Origin of the sequence: Sphingobacterium paucimobilis HER1398 (assembly GCF_000416985.1) — a bacterium.
GTDB lineage: Bacteria > Bacteroidota > Bacteroidia > Sphingobacteriales > Sphingobacteriaceae > Sphingobacterium > Sphingobacterium paucimobilis.
Map to the genome: position 1 here is coordinate 172108 of NZ_ATDL01000004.1, position 21472 is coordinate 193579.

Here is a 21472-nt window from a genome sequence, read left to right on the forward strand (position 1 = left end):
TTAGTTTTTTTCAATTAATACCTCAAGTTTAATATCATTGATTTCTATATTATCAGCTCCAGTTAGTTCTTTTTCAAAAATCAATGAATCAGCTAATATTTCCGTGCAAATATACGATAAATTATTCTCGACGGCCTCCTCAATCTCATTATTTTGTGTCAACTGCACTCTTATTCTGTCGGTTACCTCAAACTCTTTTTCTTTACGTAGATTCTGGATACGATTGATAAGCTCTCTTGCGACACCTTCTTGTTTCAGTTCAGGGCTTATCTGTATATCTAAGGCAACTGTGAGATTGCCGAGGTTGGCCACTTGCCACCCTGCGACATCTTCGGCGATAATCTCTACATCCTCTAAGCCAATGCTGTAGGGCATGCCTTCTAACTGCAGAGTGCCAGCGGTTTCTAGGGCTGAAATCTGCTCCATGCTGAACGCTTGTATCTCTGCGCTAACGGTTTTCATGTCCTTTCCGACTTTTGCCCCCAATGCCTTGAAGTTTGGTTTTATCTTTTTCTTGATGATGCCTGCTGTATCTGTTATAAACTCAATATTCTTAATATTTGTTTCAGAAAGAATCAAATCTTTTACTTTCTCTACCTTAGTTTGGAAAGATGCATCCAGTACCGGTATTAATATTTTGCTTAATGGTTGACGTACGTTGATGCTCGTTTTTTTACGAAGTGACAGTGTCAACGAAGAGATGTCCTGCGCTAAAGCCATGCGCTCTTCGAGTGCTTTATCTACCAAATCAGCATGATAAACAGGGAAATCAGCCAAATGAACAGATTCGAACACCTCTTTGCCTGTAGCTGCATTAAGATCGAGATAGAGTTGATCCGCAAAAAACGGTGATATTGGAGACATCAGTTTCGCAATCGTATTCAGACAGGTGTATAATGTCTGGTATGCAGAAATTTTATCTTCCGTATAATCACCTTTCCAGAAACGGCGACGACAGAGACGTACGTACCAGTTACTCAGATGTTCATCCACAAAGTTTTGAATCGCTCGGGCAGCCTTTGTCGGTTCGTAATCCGCATAATAGCTGTCCACTTCTTGGCTAAGGCTGTTTAGTAACGATAGTATCCATCTGTCAATTTCAGGTCTATTGGCCAATTCTATTTCTGGTTCCGCATAGCTAAAGTTGTCGATGTTGGCGTAAAGGGCGAAGAAGGCATACGTGTTGTATAACGTACCGAAGAATTTACGGCGCACCTCATCCAAGCCTTCTTCGTTGAATTTTAAATTGTCCCAAGGCGCTGCATTACTGATCATATACCAACGTGTGGCATCAGCACTGTATTTTTCTATTGTAGCGAAGGGGTCGACACCATTACCTAGGCGTTTGGACATTTTATTGCCATTCTTGTCTAGGACAAGACCGTTAGAAACGACATTCTTGAACGCAACAGAGCCTGTGACCATTGTTGAGATCGCATGGAGTGTGAAAAACCATCCACGAGTCTGATCTACTCCCTCAGCGATAAAGTCTGCGGGGAAGGCATTGTTATATTCGTTTTTAAATGGAAGTGCTTCACCTTTTGCAAGTTTGTCATAATCCAATCCCCACTGTGCATAAGGCATCGCACCGGAGTCAAACCATACGTCGATAAGGTCGGGTTCCCGGAACAGTTTTTGGCCGGCTTCGGATACTAAGACGACATGGTCTACATACGGACGGTGCAAATCTAGTTTTTCGGTTCCAAATTTATCAAGATAGGCTTTGTTAACTGTTTTTTCTTCTGCTGTAAGAATATCGGAAGCAAGGGATGCCTCTAAATATGATTTTAGTTCCGACATAGAGCCGATACATATCTCTTCATTTTCATCCTCCGAACGCCAAATAGGTAGGGGAGTGCCCCAATATCTAGAGCGGGATAGGTTCCAGTCAACAAGGTTTTCTAACCAGTTTCCAAATCGTCCGGTACCTGTTGCTTCTGGTTTCCAGTTGATGGTTTTATTCAAAGCCACCAATTGCTCTTTTACAGCAGTGGTTTTGATGAACCAGCTATCCAACGGATAGTATAGTACAGGTTTGTCTGTACGCCAACAATGTGGATAAGTGTGTTCGTATTTCTTTACGTCGAAGGCTTTGTTCTCTTCCTTCAATTTGATAGCAATCAAAACATCGGTCGGGCGGAAGTCTCTGTCTGCACGTTCTTCAGCTGTATAATACTCTTCTTTTACAAATCGACCTGCAAAATCAGTAATCTCTTTTACAAAACGGCCCGTGCGATCCACAGTAGGAACGTCCTTGCCGTTTTCGTCTTTAATCAAGATGGCAGGTACTCCATTTTCCTTTGCAGCTCTAAAGTCATCCGCCCCGTAGGTTGGAGCCGCATGTACGATACCTGTACCATCTTCGGTAGTTACAAAATCACCAGGGATAACACGGAAAGCATTTTCTAATAACTCCTCGGATGTAATGTAAGGTAGTAACTGATGATATCTCAGGTCTACCAATTCTGCTCCTTTGAATTCGGCTGCTTTTTCCCAAGGAACGATTTTGTCTCCAGTTTTATAATCTTGGAAAGAAGCATTTTCGCCTTCAGCTTTGAAGTGTTTACTGATTAGGTTTTTGGCCAAGATAACAGAAACAGGCTCGCCAGTATACTGGTTGAACGTTTTGATTTTGACGTAATCAATGTTTTTGCCAACTACAAGTGCCGTGTTGCTTGGTAGGGTCCAAGGGGTAGTCGTCCAAGCGATAAAAGCAACATCTTCTTCTGGTGTCTCTACCAACGTATTTACCATAGGGTGTAGTTGCTTTTTGTCTAAGCGAAACTCCGCTACGATGGTGGTGTCCTTTACATCTTTGTACGTACCTGGTTGATTGAGCTCATGGGAGCTCAACCCTGTACCTGCAGCAGGCGAGTAAGGTTGTATGGTGTAGCCCTTGTATAGAAGGCCTTTTTTGTATAGATCTTTCAATAAAAACCATAAGGTCTCTATGTACTCATTTTCATAGGTGATATAAGGATTGTCCAGATCTACCCAATAGCCCATTTTTTCAGTAAGGTCGTTCCAGAGGTCTGTATATTTCATCACCTCTTTACGACAGGCATCATTGTACTCTTCTACAGAGATCTTGACGCCGATATCTTCTTTTGTAATGCCTAAGGATTTTTCTACAGCTAGTTCGATCGGAAGACCGTGTGTGTCCCAGCCTCCTTTACGTTTTACCTGAAACCCCTTTAGAGTTTTGTATCGGCAAAAAATATCTTTAATAGCACGCGCCATCACGTGATGGATACCAGGGGTTCCATTTGCAGAAGGAGGTCCTTCATAAAAAGTGTAAGGCTTGCTCGCTGGACGATTGGAAATACTTTTTTCAAATATATTTTCTGTTTCCCAACGTTTTAATACTTCTTTACCGATTTCGGGTAAATTTAACTGCTTATATTCCTTGTACATCACGTATTTGTAAATCAATTTTTAAAGGTGGCTAATTTAATGAATATTAAGGAAAGGTAAAAGTCACAGATGGATAATATTAAGGATCTCTGTATTCTAAGGCGAAAGGGAAGGTGTTGAAAAGAGAAGAGGTGAGTCTAGGGGGGAGTTGAAAAAAGAAAAGCTACCCTACATATTATGCTGATTAATAGATTATATAGGGCAGCTATTTTGATTTAAGCGGAGAAACTAGAGCCGCATCCACAAGTGCTTGTGGCATTCGGGTTGTTAAATGTAAAGCCTCTTGCGTCCAAACCATTCTTGAAATCAATCTCCATCCCTGCAAGATACATTCCATGAGCTTTGTTCATGAATACACGGAGACCTTCGATCTCGTATTCCGAATCGCCATCTTTCTTTTGGTCGAAGCCAAGGATATAGTTCATGCCAGAACAACCTCCACCTTCAACACCAATGCGAAGACCGTAGTCAGCACTTATCTCTTGTTGGCTTATTAATTTTCTTAATTCCGTAACAGCGCCTTCTGTCATTTTTACGGGTGCTGTGCCTGTTGTATGTTCGATACTCATTTTCTTACCTTTCCCTATTGTTGATAGTTAAACAAAAATACATATTTTTAGCCGAAATAAACATGCTGTGTTTTTTTTGACACTATATAAACAAGACTTGATAATGGAGTATATTGATTTTTTTAAACAACTTTTCGTTTTAGCTTTTGGCGTATTTATAGCTTTGGTATTAGCATTTTACATTATTTGGCCCAAAATAGAGGGGCATTTTCTAAAGATGGGTAATATCAACCAAAATAAAGAGCTCCTTAAGGATCGCTTGCAGTTACGTTTTGCAGCTTATGAACGGTTGTTGTTATTTGTTCATCGGGTGTCGCCAGAGCAGCTTATGCTCAGACATCACGGACAGGGGATTTCGCTCCATCAATTTAAGCAGGCTATATTGGCAGATATCGAATCTGAGTTTCAGCACAATTTTACACAACAACTGTATGTCTCAGATGTAGCTTGGACTATTGTGCGGGATTTGAAGGGTAATACGTTGGATTTGATGCGTAATGCAAATAAAGGTATGGGGGCAGAGGCTTCTGTTGATAGTTATATAGAGGTCGTTTTAAAACATATGAAAGCGCTCGATGTGAATCCCTATGAAGCTGCTCAGGTGTTACTTAAGAAGGAACTTGCTGTCTAGAGTAGATGTGGTGCCTGATAAATATAAGATGTCTTTGATTGATAATTGTTTAATGTAAGATTTGTTTTTTAAAAGATACATTAAAGAATTCCTTTAAAAGCTAAGATAATCGTATATTTGCGGCAAAATAATTTATTCTCAACACCCCAATAATAATTACACAAGAATGGAAAGAGATCAAGCTATCTTTAATCTAATCGCAGATGAGCTAAAACGCCAGGAAGAAGGCATTGAATTAATTGCCTCAGAAAACTTCGTGAGCAAACAAGTAATGGAAGCAGCAGGTTCTGTATTGACCAATAAATACGCTGAAGGACTTCCAGGAAAACGTTATTATGGTGGATGCGAAGTGGTCGATGAAATAGAGACAATCGCTATCGAACGTGCTAAAAAGCTTTTTGGAGCAGAATGGGTTAACGTGCAACCGCACTCTGGTGCACAGGCGAATGCAGCTGTCTTTTTGGCTACAATAAAACCTGGAGATAAAATCCTAGGTCTTGATCTTTCTCATGGTGGTCACTTGACGCATGGTTCTCCTGCCAATCTTTCTGGGAAAATCTACCAGCCTTTATTCTATGGTGTAAAAGAGGATACAGGCTTAATCGATTACGAACAACTAGAAGAGACTGCACTACGTGAGAAACCAAAGATGATTATTTGTGGTGCTTCTGCATATTCACGTGATTGGGATTATGCACGTATGCGTAAAGTTGCAGATGAGGTAGGAGCCTTATTATTGGCTGATATCTCTCATCCAGCAGGATTGATTGCTAAAGGGTTGTTGAATGATCCTCTTCCGTACTGTCATATCGTGACTACGACTACGCACAAGACATTGCGTGGACCTCGTGGTGGTATGATCATGGTAGGTAAGGATTTTGAAAACACTTGGGGTGCCAAGACTCCTAAAGGAGAGACTCGTACAATCACACAATTGTTGGATTTGGCGGTATTCCCAGGTACGCAAGGTGGTCCTTTGGAGCACACTATCGCGGCTAAAGCTGTAGCTTATGGCGAAGCATTGAGCGATGATTATTTAGCTTATGTGAAGCAAGTACAGAGCAATGCTCAGGCTTTGGCCAAATTCTTCGTGGATCGCGATTACAAGATTATCTCAGGAGGAACAGATAATCACTTGATGTTAGTAGATTTACGTAATAAAGATATTTCTGGTAAGGAAGCAGAAGCTGTATTGGGATTAGCTGGTATAACTACCAACAAAAATATGGTTCCGTTTGATACACGTTCTCCTTTTGTTACTTCAGGTGTTCGTTTCGGTACAGCAGCGATTACCACTCGTGGGGTGAAAGAAGCAGAGATGGTTCAAATTGGTGAGTTGATCGATGAAGCATTGCAAAACCGTGCAAACGAAGCACAGTTGGCAAAAATCCATGATAAAGTGAAAGCTATGATGGCTCAGTTCCCACTATACAAGTAGGTAGGTGAACGAATGATATAGAAAGCTCCAAAAGAAATTTTGGAGCTTTTTTTTGTAGAATAGGTTTCCGTGTGATTGCGGCGAGTGACTTGACAGGTGAGGTGACTTGGGACGCTGCATGTGCTTTTCGGAGCTTATTTGGTAAGCTGGCTTTGTGGTATAATTATTGCGTTTAAGAACTGTGAATTAATGTTAAAACTCGTGACGTAAATTTGAAACGTCATTTTTTTTCAGCTACTTTGAGTTAAATAATCAGATTTATAACAGTTTAAAATAAAAGCCTATCGAAACACGGTTACTCTAAAAAATTGAATTGCTTACATGCTCTATACTTATAAATATTAGGGGAATTATTATGAAACTATTGAAAAGCAAAACAGATCAAGAGTTAATCCGGGCCTATGTCAATGGCGATGAGATGGGATTGAAGGTGTTAATAGATCGTTATAAGACTAAAATATATACTTCTATTTTTGTTCGTGTCAAAGATGAATTTCTGGCAGAGGACATTTTTCAAGAGACCTTTATTAAGGTCATCAATACTATTAAAACAGGACGCTATAATGAAGAGGGAAAGTTTTTACCTTGGGTTATCCGTATTGCTCATAATATGGTGATCGATCATTTCAGAAAAGAAAAAAGAGGACCAACCGTAGTAAATGGGGATGGTTATGATATCTTTGAAGTGCTTAATTTTGTTGACGAAAATGCAGAAAGCAAGTTGATGCGTGATCAGGTTGATGTCGATTTAAAGAAATTAATACAGCTTCTTCCTGATGATCAAAAAGAAGTATTGATAATGCGTCATTTCTGTGATATGAGTTTTAAAGATATTGCTGAAATTACAGAAGTGAGTATTAATACAGCTTTGGGACGTATGCGATATGCATTGAGTAATTTACGGAAGATGATTGAAGATCATAACATGACATTTCAATTTAATTAAATTTCATTTTATTAAAGATACCAGATGGGCTTTTGGGGATACCCAAGAGCCCATTTTTCATGGAGTTAAGCATTCTTGTAGTGATCGTTTAGTGATGAAATATGCCAGAGCCGTTTCAGATTTTTTGACGTTTAGATGAAGCTTGCTCCCTTGTTTGTTGTCAAAATGACAGAAAATTTGTGTTTATTTGTTGCAAGGATACCTTTGGAATTAGTTTTGATAGTAAAGAGTAAACGAAATTTAATAAGAAAAATATATGGGAATTTGGATTTTATTGATTGTTATCGGGATTGTCAGTATGATTGTCCAGACAAGATTTAAAAATAAGTTTAAAAAGTATTCGGAGATGCCGTTGACCTCAGGGATGTCCGGGGCAGAGATTGCACAAAAGATGTTGCACGATAATAATATTTACGATGTAAATATTGTGTCTGTAGAGGGACAACTTACGGATCACTATAACCCTGGAGATAGAACGGTCAATCTAAGCCCTGAAGTGTATCACGGACGTAGTGTTGCCGCTGCTGCTGTGGCAGCACATGAATGTGGACACGCCGTTCAGCATGCTACAGCTTATTCGTGGTTACAATTTCGCTCATCAATGGTGCCGATTGTAAACTTCTCATCGAAGATTGTCTCTTTTACCTTGATGATCGGTGTCATGTTGGCCGTATTTTCAGAGAGCTACCTTTTATTACAGATCGGAGTAGCGGCCTTAGCTGTGACTACGGTTTTTAGTTTTATTACATTGCCCGTAGAGTTTGATGCTTCTAAGCGTGCGTTGGTATGGTTGGATAGGGCTAATGTAACGCATAACAGCGAAGAGCATGAGGGAGCTAAGGATGCATTGAAATGGGCTGCTATGACTTATGTGATTGCCGCTCTATCTGCACTTGTTACCTTGTTATATTACGCATCTATTCTGTTGGGAAGACGGGATTAATAAGACGAATAAAGATAGTGTCTGTAAAAGCCGAAGCCATGTTGCTTCGGCTTTTTGCGTTCAGATGGGGCAATAAAAATGTTTGTTTACGGCTTTTGACGTTAAATCAAGGGTTGAGAAAAAGCAAAATATTATTAACTTTGCAGCTTAGCATAAGAGTTTCAAAAAATTAACTATGTTTTCAAATCTTCAGGATAAGTTAGACAGAGCTTTTAAAGTATTAAAAGGTCAAGGGAATATTACCGAAATCAACGTCGCTGAGACGATGAAGGAAATTCGCAAAGCGTTGTTAGATGCGGATGTGAATTATAAAACAGCGAAGACTTTTACGGATGACGTTAAGCAAAAAGCTCTTGGTGAAAATGTGTTGAGTAGCATTTCTCCTGGGCAATTGTTAACAAAAATCATGAATGACGAATTGACTAGTCTCATGGGAGGTGAAGTCAATGAGTTAGACCTGTCTAAAAATCCTACAGTTATTTTGATCGCAGGTTTGAATGGTGCCGGTAAAACCACATTTACAGGTAAGTTAGCTAGCTTTTTGAAAGACAAAAAAGGGAAGAAACCTCTTTTGGTTGCCGGTGATGTGTATCGTCCTGCGGCAATTGATCAGTTGGAGGTTCTGGCTGAACAAGTAGGCGTTCCGGTCTATACCGATAGAAACTCGACGGATCCCATTGCTATTGCTAAGGCTGGAGTAGAAGAAGGTAAGAGAAACGGTAATAATGTGATTATTGTCGATACCGCAGGTCGTCTGGCTATCGATGAGGCATTGATGACAGAAATTACTGCTGTAAAAGATGCAACGCAGCCGAATGAGATTTTGTTTGTAGTGGATGCGATGACGGGACAAGATGCGGTCAATACAGCGAAAACGTTTAATGATCGACTGGACTTTACTGGAGTTGTATTAACCAAGTTGGATGGTGACACTCGGGGTGGAGCAGCATTATCCATTAAGTCTGTTGTCAATAAGCCAATCAAATTTATTGGTACTGGAGAGAAGATGGATGCTTTGGATGTTTTCTATCCAGATCGTATGGCGTCACGTATTTTAGGAATGGGTGATGTCGTGTCGTTGGTGGAACGTGCTCAACAGCAATTTGATGAAAAACAGGCGGCAGAACTTCAAAAGAAAATCCGCAAAAATAAGTTTGATTTCAACGATTTCAGGTCCCAAATTCAACAGATCAAGAAAATGGGTAATATGAAGGATTTGATTGGAATGATCCCAGGAGCAGGAAAGGCGCTGAAAGATGTGGAGATTGAGGATGATGCATTCAAGCCTATTGAGGCTATCATTGATTCTATGACTCCTTTTGAAAGAGAGAATCCAGATGCAATTGATCAAAAGAGAAGAAGTCGTATTGCGAAAGGATCAGGAACAAATCTTGACGAAGTAAACAAGCTTTTGAAGCAGTTTATGGATATGCGCAAGGTGATGAAGCAGATGTCTAACCCTGCTATGGCAGCAAAGATGATGCGCAATATGCCAAAAATGCCAGGTAAGCCTTTCTAAAGATAACGATATAGATATCGAAAACGGAGGGTCAAGTGAGAAATCATACTTGACCCTCCATTTGCTTTAGGCCTAAATTTGATGCTTATTTTTAGAAAGAACAGAATTTATTGTTAATTTTGCGTTTATGGACGATCATCCCACCCAACTGTCAGCTTATGGATACATTCTCCTTATGGGGATTATAGGTGTTCTGTTGGTGTGTGTGACCATTTTTCTAGCCAAACTGATTTCGCCCAAGAAACCTAATCCTATCAAGGAAAGTACATATGAATGTGGAGAAGAAACCATCGGTACCGCGTGGGTACAGTTCAATCCTAGATTTTATGTTATTGCACTGATCTTTCTGCTTTTTGATGTAGAGCTTATCTTTATTTTTCCTTGGTCAGTAGTTTTTGGAAATGAAGGGCTTATAGTGTCGGACGGACGGTGGGGATGGTTTACAATGGTAGAAATGGCTATCTTTCTGGCTATCCTGATTGTTGGACTGATCTATGTATGGCGAAAAGGTGATCTCAATTGGATTAAACCTAATCATATGAAGCCGATTGTCCAGGTTAATATACCTTCGAGTGCATATAGCCAGTTAAATAATGCGGTATACGACGTTCGTGACTTTCGACAAAATGATATCGTTGTAGAAGACAAGATCAATGATAGGACTGAAGTGAGTGTCGGTAAACCATCTATTGGATTTAAACCTAGATTCAAAAAGTCATGAGTATAGATGAGCAATTAAGGTCTGATGGTGTTATCGTAGCCAAGATGGATGACTTGCTGAATTGGGCGAGATTGTCTTCGATGTGGCCTGTTAGTTTTGGTATTGCCTGTTGTGCGATTGAGATGATGGGAGCGATGGCCGCTACTTATGACCTTGATCGATTGGGGGTATTCCCACGTCCTTCACCGCGGCAGTCTGATGTGATGATCATCGCGGGGACGGTGACTTTTAAAATGGCAGACCGTATCAAAAGACTATATGAACAAATGCCCGAACCCCGGTATGTGATCTCGATGGGGTCGTGTTCAAATTGTGGTGGACCTTATTGGCAGCATGGCTACCATGTTGTAAAGGGAGTGGATAAAATTATCCCCGTAGATATCTATGTGCAAGGTTGTCCACCTCGACCAGAAGCCCTTATAGGAGCATTTTTAGAATTACAAAAAAAGATAGAAAAAGAGCATATTCTTCACGAGAAATACTTTGAAGAAAGAGCTTGAGCATATAATTAAATTATGGGAAAAGATTTTTATGGTGAGTTGCAGTTAGGAATCCTTGGCGGTGGTCAGTTGGGGCGTATGTTGATTCAGGAAGCGATAAGTTATAATATAAATGTACATATACTCGATCCGGATAAAAATGCGCCTTGTCGTAAATTGTGCGATCATTTTGAATGTGGATCGCTAAGTGACTATGACACGGTTTTTAACTTTGGTAAAGACCTGGACATGATTACTATCGAGATTGAAAAAGTCAATGTAGATGCTTTGGAGGCCTTGGAGGATAAGGGGGTGATAGTGTATCCACAATCGCGAGTAATTCGCTTGATTCAGGATAAAGGATTGCAGAAGCAATTCTTCAAGCAGAATGATATTCCTACTTCGGCATTTCAATTTATTTCAAATAGAGAATCGCTTCGTAATGCCAATCTTTCCTTACCTTATGTACAGAAGCTTCGTAAGGATGGCTATGACGGCAAGGGAGTCAAAATGATTCATACAGAAGATGATTTGTTGACAGCCTTTGAAGAACCGAGTATAATTGAAGAGATTGTAAAGTTCCAGAAAGAGATCGCAGTTATTGTCGCCCGTAACGATCGAGGAGAGGTTAGGACTTTTCCAATGGTGGAAATGGAGTTTAACCCCCAGGCTAATCTGGTAGAATTCTTAATTTCGCCGTCGACTTATAGTTTCGAAATACAACAGAAGGCAGAAGAGTTGGCTAAAAAAATAGCAAATGACCTGCAGATTGTTGGACTTTTGGCTGTTGAAATGTTTTTGACAGAAGAAGGAGATATTTTGGTCAACGAGTTAGCACCAAGACCTCACAATTCAGGGCATCAAACCATTGAAGGAAACTTTACTTCTCAGTTTGGTCAACATCTTCGGGCTATATTCAATTTGCCTCTAGGAAATACAGACGCACGTTCAAATGCAGTAATGATCAACTTATTGGGAGAAGAAGGGTATGAAGGCTTAGCCAAATATGAAGGGATAGAGGAAATCCTAGCTATGGAAGGAGTTTATCTGCATCTTTATGGTAAGAAATACACAAAACCTTTTCGTAAGATGGGACATGTGTGTATTGTAAATGTAGATCGAGAAATCGCCATAAGCAATGCTCGTAAAGTACAAGAAATATTGAAAGTAATAGCATAGATAAAGATATAAATGAGCGCACAATTGATTCAAGTAGGAATTATTATGGGGAGTAAATCAGATCTCCCTGTTATGCAAGATGCCGTAGAAGTATTAAAAGAGCTGGGAGTTAGTTTTGAAGTGACTATCGTATCTGCACATCGTACCCCACACCGTATGTTCTCATACGCTGAAGAGGCTGCTTCTAGAGGAATCAAGGTAATTATTGCTGGTGCTGGGGGAGCAGCTCACTTACCAGGAATGGTAGCATCGATAACACATCTTCCTGTTATAGGTGTACCTGTTAAATCATCTAACTCTATAGATGGATGGGATTCTGTACTATCTATTTTGCAGATGCCTAATGGTATTCCTGTCGCCACGGTCGCCCTCAATGCAGCTAAGAATGCGGGAATATTAGCAGCACAGATTATAGCAACGTCCAATTCTGAAGTTTCGCAAAATCTCTTGGCATTTAAAAAGGGGTTGAAAGAAAAAGTCGAAGAAACGGCTTCTGAAGTTGAAGCAATGAAGTTCTAAAAAATAAAGGGCTGCACAGATGCAGCCCTTTATTTTTACTTGACTAGAAACTTTTGAACATAGTCATAGCTCTTTTTGACACTTTCAAATTTGTTGGACATGTAGATGTCATCCTGTTCTACGAAGGCATACTCCAACCCCGCTTGTCTAGCGCTTTGTGCGATATTGATGTAGTCAATATTGCCACTTCCGACTTCTGCAAAACGTACTTTGTTCTGTATGGAATCAAACGGTAGACTATCATATTCTTTGCCTACTATGGGGTCAGCATAGTTCTTGTCCATATCTTTTATATGCCACATGGGAAAACGACCTGGGTATTTCTGAAAATAAGACTGTGGACTAAGTCCCGATTTTTCGATCCAATATATGTCCAATTCAAAGCTTACTAAATCAGGTTCTGTAAAGGCAATCATGATATCCAAACCCTTTGTTCCATTGGCAAAATTTCGGAATTCCCAAAAATGATTATGATAGCCTATTTTTATACCAGCTTTACGAGCAATTTCTCCTGCTTTGTTTAACTGTTCTGCAGCATATTGGTAATCTTCTACTTTCAGATTATTGAGGTCATCCATAGGTGTTACTGGTGCAATGACATAGGTCTGGCCCAACTCATGTGCTGTCTCTATATATTTTTCAATATTTTCTTTATCCGTGGTATGGTGTCGGCTTAAAAATCTGCTCATATCATAATGACCACTATAGGTTTTTAAATCTACATCTGCCATTATTTTCTTGACTTCAGGAATACTAAGACCCCAAAAAGTATTGCTGGTGAGATCCATGCCAAAAGTTTCGATATGACCATACCCGATTTTAGCAACTGTTTGTAAGGTTAGCTTAGGATCTTGAAACAATAGGTCACGTAGTGAATATATTTGTAACCCTATATTACCAAAGGGGCCTTGTCCCTTGGGGATGCTTCCAGTACAGGCTTGTAGAAGCGAAGAACCCAAATATGCTCCAGCTAATCCTAAACCGGTTTTTTTTATAAAGTTACGTCTCGTTGTCATCATATATTAAGTTTTGTAGCATAATAAATTTAGTAAATGCAATCGACATATACGAATCGAAATTCAGACCATAAAATTATTGTGAAATAAAGCTTTCGTGATTTCGTTGGATAATCAATAGGAATGAAAGTTTTTTGATGGTCTCTTAGAGTAAGATCTCTCGCAAAAAAAAGCCATCGTTAAGATGGCTTTTATGTTATTAGGATATACAGACTATACAGTCATAATATCTTTTTCTTTGAGTTCCGCCAATTGATCGACTTTTACAATGTAGTTGTCCGTCAACTTTTGAACTTCGGCTTCGCCAATTTTAATTTCATCTTCAGAAGCACCATCATTTTTTAATTTTTTGATGGATTCATTTGTGTCTTTACGGATGTTTCGTACTGTTACGCGTCCTTTTTCAGCTTCTTCTTTTGCCTTTTTAACAAGATCACGTCTTCTCTCCTCAGTTAGAGGGGGCACAACCAAACGTATAATAGAGCCATCGTTTTGTGGATTTAAGCCGATGTTCGAATCTATGATCGCCTTTTCAATTGGTCCTAACATGTTTTTCTCCCAAGGTTGGATTACAATTGTACGAGCGTCCGTAGTATTGATGTTACTAACTTGAGAAAGCGCAGTTGAAGATCCGTAGTAGTCTACATGAATTCCATCCAACATAGATGGTGTAGCTTTTCCAGCGCGAATTTTTGTGAGTTCTGATTCGGTATGCTGCACGGCTTTCTTCATTTTCTCTTTGCAGTCATCCAATTCTATAGATATCAGTTCGTTCATATGTTTGTAATTTTGTTTTTAGCTAACGACAGTTCCGATGTGTTCTCCTTCTGCTAGTTTTTTCAGGTTACCTGGTTTATTCATGTCAAAAACTATAATTGGGAGGTTGTTTTCTTGACATAGCGTAAAGGCTGTCATATCCATTACATTTAATCCCTTTTGATAGACCTCCGTGAAAGAAATATTGTCAAAACGAGTTGCATTAGGGTCTTTCTCTGGATCTGCGGAATAAATGCCATCTACACGGGTTCCTTTTAATACGGCATCTGCATTGATTTCAATAGCTCTTAGCGAAGCCGCTGTATCTGTTGTAAAGTATGGATTGCCAGTACCTGCACCAAAGATTACAATTCTGCCCTTCTCCAAATGTCTGACAGCCCTTCTACGGATAAATGGTTCACAGATTTGCTCCATTTTGATAGCTGTAAGTAATCTCGTTTTTAAGCCTACTTTTTCTAAGGCATCCTGTAGTGCCATACTATTGATCACTGTTGCCAACATCCCCATATAGTCTGCTTGAACTCTGTCCATCCCTGCTTTTTCTGCGCTCAGCCCTCTGTAGATATTTCCACCTCCAATGACAATAGCAATTTCTAAGCCTTGTTCATGAATTTCTTTAATGTCACTGGCATATTGAGCTACTCTATTGATGTCAATACCATAATTCTGCTCTCCCATTAGAGCTTCACCGCTGAGTTTTAGTAGGATACGTTTATATTTCATGCTTGATTTTTTTGGAATACTTCCAAAAGTCAAAGATATAATTTTTTTTCCGCCTATGAGGGACTTAAAATGATTTGTTTTCTTTTTTCTATAGGTGCATGTCCTTATAGATGATAAAAAAAACAGTGTTATTTAGAATCAAGATTCCTTTTTAACCTTGTTAATTGCCTTTTGGTAATATGTCTCATATACGGGTAAGATCTGCTTAATATCGAAGTCTTTCGCACGGGAATATGCCGCTTTTTTAAATTCTTCAAGACGTGCACAATCTTCTAGAATGTAGATGGCATTTTTTGCCATATCATCGACATCTCCTATATCGCTTAAAAAACCAGTTACTCCGTTAACATTAAGTTCGGGCAAGCCACCTGTGTTGGAAGAAATGACAGGTACACTACAGGCCATAGCCTCTAAAGCAGCAAGTCCAAAACTTTCAGACGAAGAAGGCATAATGAATAGATCAGAAACGGATAGAATTTCCTCGATAGCATCTTGCTTTCCGAGGAAACGTACACAATTGGAAATCCCCAGTTGGCGGGAGAGCTCCTCGGCATTGGTACGTTCCGGACCATCGCCTACCATCAATAGTTTGCTCGGGATTTTCTGGTTTACCTGATAGAATATACGTACCACATCCATTGTGTTTTTAACCTTTCTAAAATTTGACGTATGTATCATGATACGCTCGTCGTCTGGTGCTATCGCTTTTTTGAAGTGTTCTCTCTTTTTATTGTAGAATCTATCGAGGTCAATAAAGTTGGGGATAACTTCAATATCCGTCGTGATATCAAAAAATTCTAAGGTTTGCTTTTTTAGACTTTCGGATACAGTAGTGACGCCATCTGATTCATTGATAGAGAATTGAACTACCGGTTTGAAACTTTTATCTTTGCCTACTAAGGTGATGTCCGTACCGTGTAATGTCGTAACTACGGGAATATCGATGCCATAGCTACGCAGTATCTGTTTGGCCAAGTAGGCTGCTGAAGCATGTGGAATTGCATAATGAACATGTAGCACATCCAGTTTTTCGAAACGAACCACATCGACAAGTTTGCTGGCGAGTGCCGATTCATATGGAGGAAAATCGAAAAGCGGATATTGAGATACAGCAACCTCATGGTAAAACAGGTTTTCTGAGAAAAAATCTAAACGTGCTGGTTGGCTGTAAGTAATGAAATGTACTTGGTGCCCTTCGGAGGCGAGCCCTTTCCCTAATTCTGTAGCAACTACTCCTGAACCACCAAATGTGGGGTAACAAACTATTCCTATTTTCATCAATTGTCTCTTTAGTTTAACGTGATGAAGCTATCAGGAGTGTATCAGACGTGTTTTTGCACGTGGTTTACTCATGATGGTTTCATGAAGTTTTGTTTATATTTATAACATTCAAATTTAAATAACGTTTTACAATCGTTTTGCAATAAAATCGTAAAGTTTATCGGATGACTGTTCAGTTAGAGGATTTAAAAAGAGAAGTTAATTTTAGAACATCACGTTCTGGTGGTGCAGGAGGACAGAATGTCAATAAGGTGGAAACTAAAGTCTCCCTGTTATGGGATGTACAAAACTCTTTATTGCTTTCGGCAGTACAGAAAGATATTGTAAAAGGAAAATTGTCCCACCGTATTCAATCACAAGGTTTGTTACAATTGGATGTTTCCGAAAGTAGGAGTCAGTTGACGAACAAAGAGATTGCTGTTGAACGACTGTACGATCTACTCTTAAAAGCGCTAACACCTACAAAAAAGCGTATCCCTACCAAAATACCACGATCAAAAGTGCTTGCAAGGCTAGAACGCAAGACCAAACTTTCCGAGAAAAAAACGAATCGCCGATGGCGAATGGATTGATTTGATTGCGTCTATTTGTCTTTTTGTGTTGACAACTAAAAAAATAGTTTTAAAACTAAGTTTTTAGTTATATATTCGTTCTGTAATCGATTATCGGCAGACGTGCCTTATTTTAATAAACAGTATTATGGACGAGATTAAAGAACTTACAAAGGCAGAGGAGCAAATCATGCAGGAGCTGTGGGATATGGAAGGGGGATTTGTTAAGGATGTCATAGATAAACTTCCTGAGCCTAAGCCTGCATACAATACAGTATCCACGATTATAAGGATTTTACAGACCAAGGGTTTTGTAAGTCACGAGGCTTTTGGTAAGAGCCATAGGTATATTCCGACAATCTCAAAAGAAGAGTATAAGAAAGTTGTGGCGGACAAATTATTGAATGGTTATTTTGATAATTCGCCAAAAAGAATGCTTTCTTTTTTTCTGGAGGAAAATAAGTTGGATGTAAAAGAATTAGATGAAATATTGGCAATAATCAATAGACACAAATAACAAGCTATCTATTGCTTGATTATAAACTTAACTAATGATGGTTTACTTACTTCTGGTTAATATCGCCTTGACGATAGGTTTTGGCCTATATCATATTTGTTTTCGAAAGTTGACGTTCTTTCAGTGGAATAGACTGTATTTATTAGGAATTGTGGTATTAGCGATCCTTATACCTATAGGATTATTCATTGACATCTCGAGCCTAATAGCGGAGGATGAAGTCATTCCACAAGTCAATTTTATAGAGGTCATGGATGTGATGTATATCCCCATGGCGGTGGCACAGACTTCTTACAGCTTGGTTGACTTGCTCACGGTTCTGTATTGGACTGCTGTCAGTCTTGGAGTAGTAGCTTTGGTATACCGATTATGGACGGTCAAACGGGCATTCATTAGTGAAAAACGTTATGTAAGTTTTTCATTTTTTAAATGGGTGTTTTTGGGAGCAGAAGTACAGAATGAGCAGATAATAAATCGGCATGAACAAGTTCATGTAGAACAGAGACACTCCTATGATATATTATTGTTAGAGCTTATTTGTGTGTTTAATTGGTTTAACCCCATAGTTTATCTTATTCGAAAGGAGTTGAAATTTCAACATGAGTGTATCGCTGATGAGCTTTGTTCGGAAGATAAGGTCGCTTATGCCGAATTGTTGGTTGCGAACGCCATGCGAACAGACGTAAACAGTCTGGTCCATGAGTTTTCGAACCAGTCATTTTTAAAAAAGAGAATTATGATGTTATTTAAAAATAAATCGTCGAATAAAAGTAAGTTGTTTTATTTAGCTGGCCTCCCTGTGCTGTTAATAACAATTGGATCTACTTTGGTTTTTAATACAAGTAGAGCCAAAGAGGTGGTAGCTGGTATGGAGACACAGTTGGTTGATGTTACTTTTCCTAAGGATATATTAGGTGGTTCTGCGGCAAGGGACGAAGAAACCTCGAATCTTGTAACCCCAACGGATCAGGATACTTCGAAGAAGATTAATGCCCAGGGGCAAGTTGATGATGATGTTATTTTCCAAACTGCTGAAATCAATCCTGAACCTCCTGGAGGAATGGTAGCTTATCGTAGATGGATCGGGGACAATTATCAATTTCCACAAGCTGTAATTGATGCGGGGATAAAGGGAACGATGCTAATTTATTTTGTTGTTGAGAAAGATGGACAGTTGAGTAACCTTAAGGTGGTTCAAGATCTTGACTATGGTACGGGTAAGGCTGCTCTTGATCTGCTTAATAAATCAGCTAAGTGGTCTCCAGCTGTTCAAAATGGTAAAGCAGTGCGATTTGCATATACGCTGCCTATACGATTGGATTTAACGAATATGTAGTTATATGAAAATTACGAGCGCTCTCTCCTTTGTAAAGAGTGCTCGTAATAAGTTATGCTAAGAATTCTTTTTCTAAATCTAGAGGAGCGATATACTGTCCATTTTTATAAACACGCATATTGCCTCCTGAAATCTCATCAATAAGGATGATTTGATTGTTCGTTTTATCGTAACCGAATTCTAATTTGATGTCGTAAAGGTCTAATCCTTTTTTTGCCAGTTCAGCTTTGACGATATCACAAATTTTTACGGTCAAAGCTTTTAATTCTTGATATAAGTCTTTGGTTAAGATACCTAGATTTTCTAAGGCGTCTTCAGAGATAACGGGGTCGCCACGCTCATCATCTTTGATTGTAACCTCTACGAAACCATTTAGGTCTTGGCCTTCTTGGCAATAAGCAGCATAGCGTCTGTAAAAACTACCAACTGCTTTATATCTGCAAATGACTTCTAATCCTTTTCCTAATACTTCTGCTTCTTTTACGACCATACTCACTTCATCAAGATTAACGGATACTAAGTGCGTAGGAATGTTAAGATCATTTAGCAATTCATAAAAGTATTTGGTCATTTTGAGTCCAGATTTCCCTGCACCATCGATAGTGAGACCTACTGTATTGGCCCCTGGATCGAAAACGCCATTTTCGCCAGTGACGTCATCTTTGAATTTTAATAAATACTGGCTATTACCGAGATTATAGACATCTTTAGTCTTACCTTTATAGATTAATTGCATGACAGGTTGAGTTTTAAGCGCGCAATTTAGTATTATTTTGCCAAATATCCGCCATCCACTGGATAATATGATGCCGTTACAAAGGAAGATTTATCCGTAGCTAGCCATAGTGCCAATTCTGCTACTTCCTCCGGTTTGCCCAAACGCTGAAACGCATGCTGACTGGCCAAATATGTTTTGGTATCCTGGTCCAGTGCATTATCAATCAGCGGCGTCTCAATAAAGCCTGGGCCAATGGCATTGACGCGGACTCCTTTCGTCGCATATTCCCAACCTGCCGTTTTGGTCAGCCCCACTACACCGTGTTTCGCAGCAACGTATGCTGCTGAATTCATGAAGCCAACAGCGCCAAGTATAGAGGCTACGTTGATAATACTGCCACCTACCTTTGCGATTTCAGGAAGTTGATAGTGCATGCCGTAAAAAACACCATTTAAGTTGATAGCGATGACCTTGTCCCATCCTTCAATAGAAAGATCGCCTACTGGATTAGACTCGCCACCAATTCCTGCATTGTTGACGGCGATATGCAAGGCCCCAAAATTGGCTATTGCGGCCTCTACAATCTTTTCATTGTCTTTAGGTAATGACGAATCTGCTTTTACAAAAATAGCATTGTTCCCCTCACAGTTATTGATAAAATCATTTCCCGCTGTTTCATTCAGGTCGGAAATGATTACTTTCGCGCCCTCATTTATAAAAATTTCGGCAATAGCTTTTCCAATTCCTGAGGCACCACCAGTTACGATGGCGACCTTGTTTTCTAACTGTCTCATTTTGTGTTTATTTTTACTGTCTTTAACAAGTTAACCAATATCTTTTAAAAGAGAAGACATTAAGAGGCGTAGGAATATTGATTATGACCTTATTAAGAGGAAACTTGGCGTAGTTTACATTTACGTGAAGGTATTAGTGTAATCTTTTCAGGGTTTGTATCTGACTTTTTAGGGACTCAATCTTATGCAGAAGTTGCTGAACAATTTCTATTCCTTGGATATTAAGTTCTAGATCATAGTACCAATTTTGGTATTTTTGAATCTGTGCAACTTGATCTTCGTGTACAAATTCCTGACTTTCTATAACCGTAATTTCTATAAGACCGTTCTGGTGTAGCTCTTTAATAAAAGCAATTTCAATATTATTAGACCTGCAGATATCGACTATTTTAAATAATGTAGCTTCCATGTTATTTTTTGTTTAAAGCGGCGGCTTGTTCAAATAGTTTTTTTTGTTCATCATTAAGATCAGTTGGTATTTTTACCATGACTTCGGCATAAAAATCACCAAATTGACCTTCCTTTTTGTAAATAGGGAATCCTTTTTCTTTCAAACGTATTTTCGTTCCGTTCTGCGTACCTGATTTTATCTTGACTTTTATTTTTCCGTTGAGTGTCTCAATAATAGCCTCTCCCCCAAGCAGGGCAGTGAATAAATCTATTTCCACTTTGGTATACAGGTCATCCCCTTGGCGGGCAAAGCGTGGATCCGGAGCAATATGAAAAGTGATATAGAGATCTCCATTGGGTCCCCCATTTACACCCGCAGCGCCCTGTCCTTTGAGGCGTATCTTCTGGCCATCCTGTACTCCCGCAGGAATTGTGATGCGAATATTCTTCCCATTCACGGTAAATGTCTGCTTATGTGTACTGCTAGCCTGTGGTAACGTCAATTCTACTTCGGCATTATAGTCTTGCCCTTTAAAAGAACTTTTACGGCCTGTGCCAAACCTTGATCCGAACAACTGCTCGAAAAAGTCGGAATATTCACCGGTTTCATAATTTCCATTATAATCAAAGCCCTCGAAAGGATTTTGCTGGCTCGTTCCGCTGGACCTGCCTCTGTATTGCTGCTGTGTCTGCTCGTACTCCTCGCCATGTTTCCAATTTTCACCATACTGATCATACTTTCGTCTTTTCTCCGGATCTGTCAGTACCTCATTGGCCTCATTTAGTTCTTGGAATTTCTTTTTTGCAGTTTCATCATCAGGGTTTAGATCCGGATGATATTTTCGTGCTAACTTGCGGTAAGCCTTTTTAATGTCTTCTTGGCTTGCTGTTTTGTCAAGCCCCAATGTACTATAATAGTCTACAAATGCCATAATTATGGGTTGATGCTTAATAAACAAACGGATTAGTGATTTGTTTATTATTGTTTTGCGATTTAGTACTTCAGACTGG

22 protein-coding genes are annotated in these 21472 nt (G+C 39.4%); 12 read left to right on the forward strand and 10 right to left on the reverse strand.

What is annotated here, in order from left to right; all coding sequences use genetic code 11:
• On the reverse strand, nucleotides 1-3414 hold the full coding sequence (gene ileS / locus M472_RS26305; protein WP_021068819.1) for an isoleucine--tRNA ligase: 3414 nt from the start codon (nucleotides 3412-3414) through the stop codon (nucleotides 1-3).
• A 215-nt stretch (nucleotides 3415-3629) separates the two neighbouring features.
• Nucleotides 3630-3983, reverse strand: coding sequence for a HesB/IscA family protein (locus M472_RS26310; protein WP_021068820.1), 354 nt, complete (start codon nucleotides 3981-3983; stop codon nucleotides 3630-3632).
• Nucleotides 3984-4086: 103 nt separating this feature from the next.
• Here M472_RS26310 and M472_RS26315 point away from each other — a divergent pair, with 103 nt between their 5' ends.
• The 9 genes from M472_RS26315 (at nucleotide 4087) to purE (ending at nucleotide 12358) form a co-directional block, all read left to right on the forward strand.
• The gene (locus M472_RS26315) at nucleotides 4087-4614 is read left to right on the forward strand and encodes a DUF7935 family protein (RefSeq protein ID WP_021068821.1); all 528 of its coding nucleotides are present in this window, start codon (nucleotides 4087-4089) and stop codon (nucleotides 4612-4614) included.
• Nucleotides 4615-4780: 166 nt separating this feature from the next.
• Nucleotides 4781-6052, forward strand: coding sequence for a serine hydroxymethyltransferase (locus M472_RS26320; RefSeq protein ID WP_021068822.1), 1272 nt, complete (start codon nucleotides 4781-4783; stop codon nucleotides 6050-6052).
• Between the two features lie 355 nt (nucleotides 6053-6407).
• Nucleotides 6408-6998: an RNA polymerase sigma factor gene (locus M472_RS26325; RefSeq protein WP_021068823.1), complete on the forward strand. Its 591-nt coding sequence runs from the start codon at nucleotides 6408-6410 to the stop codon at nucleotides 6996-6998.
• Between the two features lie 256 nt (nucleotides 6999-7254).
• Nucleotides 7255-7941, forward strand: coding sequence for a zinc metallopeptidase (locus M472_RS26330; protein WP_021068824.1), 687 nt, complete (start codon nucleotides 7255-7257; stop codon nucleotides 7939-7941).
• A 175-nt stretch (nucleotides 7942-8116) separates the two neighbouring features.
• Nucleotides 8117-9460: a signal recognition particle protein gene (ffh, locus tag M472_RS26335; protein ID WP_021068825.1), complete on the forward strand. Its 1344-nt coding sequence runs from the start codon at nucleotides 8117-8119 to the stop codon at nucleotides 9458-9460.
• Between the two features lie 127 nt (nucleotides 9461-9587).
• The gene (locus M472_RS26340; RefSeq protein WP_021068826.1) at nucleotides 9588-10181 is read left to right on the forward strand and encodes an NADH-quinone oxidoreductase subunit A; all 594 of its coding nucleotides are present in this window, start codon (nucleotides 9588-9590) and stop codon (nucleotides 10179-10181) included.
• Nucleotides 10178-10681 carry an NADH-quinone oxidoreductase subunit B gene (locus M472_RS26345; RefSeq protein ID WP_021068827.1) on the forward strand — a complete coding sequence of 168 codons (504 nt, stop codon included), beginning with the start codon at nucleotides 10178-10180 and terminating at the stop codon, nucleotides 10679-10681. The genes M472_RS26340 and M472_RS26345 overlap by 4 nt, the downstream gene beginning before the upstream one ends.
• A gap of 15 nt (nucleotides 10682-10696) precedes the next feature.
• Nucleotides 10697-11839, forward strand: coding sequence for a 5-(carboxyamino)imidazole ribonucleotide synthase (locus M472_RS26350; protein ID WP_021068828.1), 1143 nt, complete (start codon nucleotides 10697-10699; stop codon nucleotides 11837-11839).
• A 12-nt stretch (nucleotides 11840-11851) separates the two neighbouring features.
• Complete coding sequence (gene purE / locus M472_RS26355) at nucleotides 11852-12358, forward strand: 5-(carboxyamino)imidazole ribonucleotide mutase (RefSeq protein WP_021068829.1); 507 nt, start codon at nucleotides 11852-11854, stop codon at nucleotides 12356-12358.
• Between the two features lie 35 nt (nucleotides 12359-12393).
• On the opposite strand, the gene M472_RS26360 is transcribed toward purE, so the two are convergent.
• From M472_RS26360 to bshA, 4 genes are all read right to left on the reverse strand, one after another.
• Entirely contained in the window at nucleotides 12394-13377 is a 984-nt protein-coding gene (locus tag M472_RS26360; RefSeq protein ID WP_021068830.1) for a sugar phosphate isomerase/epimerase family protein, read from the reverse strand.
• Between the two features lie 210 nt (nucleotides 13378-13587).
• Complete coding sequence (frr, locus tag M472_RS26365) at nucleotides 13588-14151, reverse strand: ribosome recycling factor (RefSeq protein ID WP_021068831.1); 564 nt, start codon at nucleotides 14149-14151, stop codon at nucleotides 13588-13590.
• Between the two features lie 18 nt (nucleotides 14152-14169).
• A complete protein-coding gene (pyrH, locus tag M472_RS26370) occupies nucleotides 14170-14874 on the reverse strand; it encodes a UMP kinase (RefSeq protein ID WP_021068832.1) in 705 nt (234 codons plus the stop codon).
• A 138-nt stretch (nucleotides 14875-15012) separates the two neighbouring features.
• Complete coding sequence (gene bshA, locus M472_RS26375; protein WP_021068833.1) at nucleotides 15013-16152, reverse strand: N-acetyl-alpha-D-glucosaminyl L-malate synthase BshA; 1140 nt, start codon at nucleotides 16150-16152, stop codon at nucleotides 15013-15015.
• Nucleotides 16153-16319: 167 nt separating this feature from the next.
• Here bshA and arfB point away from each other — a divergent pair, with 167 nt between their 5' ends.
• The 3 genes from arfB to M472_RS45720 all read left to right on the forward strand — a co-directional run bounded on the left by arfB (nucleotide 16320) and on the right by M472_RS45720 (nucleotide 18559).
• The gene (arfB, locus tag M472_RS26380) at nucleotides 16320-16727 is read left to right on the forward strand and encodes an alternative ribosome rescue aminoacyl-tRNA hydrolase ArfB (protein ID WP_021068834.1); all 408 of its coding nucleotides are present in this window, start codon (nucleotides 16320-16322) and stop codon (nucleotides 16725-16727) included.
• Between the two features lie 127 nt (nucleotides 16728-16854).
• Complete coding sequence (locus M472_RS26385) at nucleotides 16855-17223, forward strand: BlaI/MecI/CopY family transcriptional regulator (RefSeq protein ID WP_021068835.1); 369 nt, start codon at nucleotides 16855-16857, stop codon at nucleotides 17221-17223.
• Nucleotides 17224-17257: 34 nt separating this feature from the next.
• Nucleotides 17258-18559 (forward strand): M56 family metallopeptidase, encoded by a 1302-nt coding sequence (locus tag M472_RS45720; RefSeq protein ID WP_022829256.1) that lies wholly within the window; start codon nucleotides 17258-17260, stop codon nucleotides 18557-18559.
• 52 nt (nucleotides 18560-18611) lie between these two features.
• On the opposite strand, the gene M472_RS26395 is transcribed toward M472_RS45720, so the two are convergent.
• From M472_RS26395 to M472_RS26410, 4 genes are all read right to left on the reverse strand, one after another.
• The gene (locus M472_RS26395; RefSeq protein WP_021068837.1) at nucleotides 18612-19295 is read right to left on the reverse strand and encodes a phosphoribosylaminoimidazolesuccinocarboxamide synthase; all 684 of its coding nucleotides are present in this window, start codon (nucleotides 19293-19295) and stop codon (nucleotides 18612-18614) included.
• Nucleotides 19296-19327: 32 nt separating this feature from the next.
• Nucleotides 19328-20071 carry an SDR family NAD(P)-dependent oxidoreductase gene (locus M472_RS26400; RefSeq protein ID WP_021068838.1) on the reverse strand — a complete coding sequence of 248 codons (744 nt, stop codon included), beginning with the start codon at nucleotides 20069-20071 and terminating at the stop codon, nucleotides 19328-19330.
• Between the two features lie 133 nt (nucleotides 20072-20204).
• Nucleotides 20205-20480 (reverse strand): chaperone modulator CbpM, encoded by a 276-nt coding sequence (locus M472_RS26405; protein ID WP_021068839.1) that lies wholly within the window; start codon nucleotides 20478-20480, stop codon nucleotides 20205-20207.
• A 1-nt stretch (nucleotide 20481) separates the two neighbouring features.
• Nucleotides 20482-21393, reverse strand: coding sequence for a DnaJ C-terminal domain-containing protein (locus M472_RS26410; RefSeq protein ID WP_021068840.1), 912 nt, complete (start codon nucleotides 21391-21393; stop codon nucleotides 20482-20484).
• Between the last annotated feature and the right edge of the window lie 79 nt (nucleotides 21394-21472).

Excerpts from the sequence above, each read along its gene's own strand:
- ileS (WP_021068819.1), bottom strand. The coding sequence starts at position 3,414 with ATGTACAAGGAATATAAGCAGTTAAATTTACCCGAAATCGGTAAAGAA.
- M472_RS26310 (WP_021068820.1), bottom strand. The coding sequence starts at position 3,983 with ATGAGTATCGAACATACAACAGGCACAGCACCCGTAAAAATGACAGAA.
- M472_RS26315 (WP_021068821.1), top strand. The coding sequence starts at position 4,087 with ATGGAGTATATTGATTTTTTTAAACAACTTTTCGTTTTAGCTTTTGGC.
- M472_RS26320 (WP_021068822.1), top strand. The coding sequence starts at position 4,781 with ATGGAAAGAGATCAAGCTATCTTTAATCTAATCGCAGATGAGCTAAAA.
- M472_RS26325 (WP_021068823.1), top strand. The coding sequence starts at position 6,408 with ATGAAACTATTGAAAAGCAAAACAGATCAAGAGTTAATCCGGGCCTAT.
- M472_RS26330 (WP_021068824.1), top strand. The coding sequence starts at position 7,255 with ATGGGAATTTGGATTTTATTGATTGTTATCGGGATTGTCAGTATGATT.
- ffh (WP_021068825.1), top strand. The coding sequence starts at position 8,117 with ATGTTTTCAAATCTTCAGGATAAGTTAGACAGAGCTTTTAAAGTATTA.
- M472_RS26340 (WP_021068826.1), top strand. The coding sequence starts at position 9,588 with ATGGACGATCATCCCACCCAACTGTCAGCTTATGGATACATTCTCCTT.
- M472_RS26345 (WP_021068827.1), top strand. The coding sequence starts at position 10,178 with ATGAGTATAGATGAGCAATTAAGGTCTGATGGTGTTATCGTAGCCAAG.
- M472_RS26350 (WP_021068828.1), top strand. The coding sequence starts at position 10,697 with ATGGGAAAAGATTTTTATGGTGAGTTGCAGTTAGGAATCCTTGGCGGT.
- purE (WP_021068829.1), top strand. The coding sequence starts at position 11,852 with ATGAGCGCACAATTGATTCAAGTAGGAATTATTATGGGGAGTAAATCA.
- M472_RS26360 (WP_021068830.1), bottom strand. The coding sequence starts at position 13,377 with ATGATGACAACGAGACGTAACTTTATAAAAAAAACCGGTTTAGGATTA.
- frr (WP_021068831.1), bottom strand. The coding sequence starts at position 14,151 with ATGAACGAACTGATATCTATAGAATTGGATGACTGCAAAGAGAAAATG.
- pyrH (WP_021068832.1), bottom strand. The coding sequence starts at position 14,874 with ATGAAATATAAACGTATCCTACTAAAACTCAGCGGTGAAGCTCTAATG.
- bshA (WP_021068833.1), bottom strand. The coding sequence starts at position 16,152 with ATGAAAATAGGAATAGTTTGTTACCCCACATTTGGTGGTTCAGGAGTA.
- arfB (WP_021068834.1), top strand. The coding sequence starts at position 16,320 with ATGACTGTTCAGTTAGAGGATTTAAAAAGAGAAGTTAATTTTAGAACA.
- M472_RS26385 (WP_021068835.1), top strand. The coding sequence starts at position 16,855 with ATGGACGAGATTAAAGAACTTACAAAGGCAGAGGAGCAAATCATGCAG.
- M472_RS45720 (WP_022829256.1), top strand. The coding sequence starts at position 17,258 with ATGATGGTTTACTTACTTCTGGTTAATATCGCCTTGACGATAGGTTTT.
- M472_RS26395 (WP_021068837.1), bottom strand. The coding sequence starts at position 19,295 with ATGCAATTAATCTATAAAGGTAAGACTAAAGATGTCTATAATCTCGGT.
- M472_RS26400 (WP_021068838.1), bottom strand. The coding sequence starts at position 20,071 with ATGAGACAGTTAGAAAACAAGGTCGCCATCGTAACTGGTGGTGCCTCA.
- M472_RS26405 (WP_021068839.1), bottom strand. The coding sequence starts at position 20,480 with ATGGAAGCTACATTATTTAAAATAGTCGATATCTGCAGGTCTAATAAT.
- M472_RS26410 (WP_021068840.1), bottom strand. The coding sequence starts at position 21,393 with ATGGCATTTGTAGACTATTATAGTACATTGGGGCTTGACAAAACAGCA.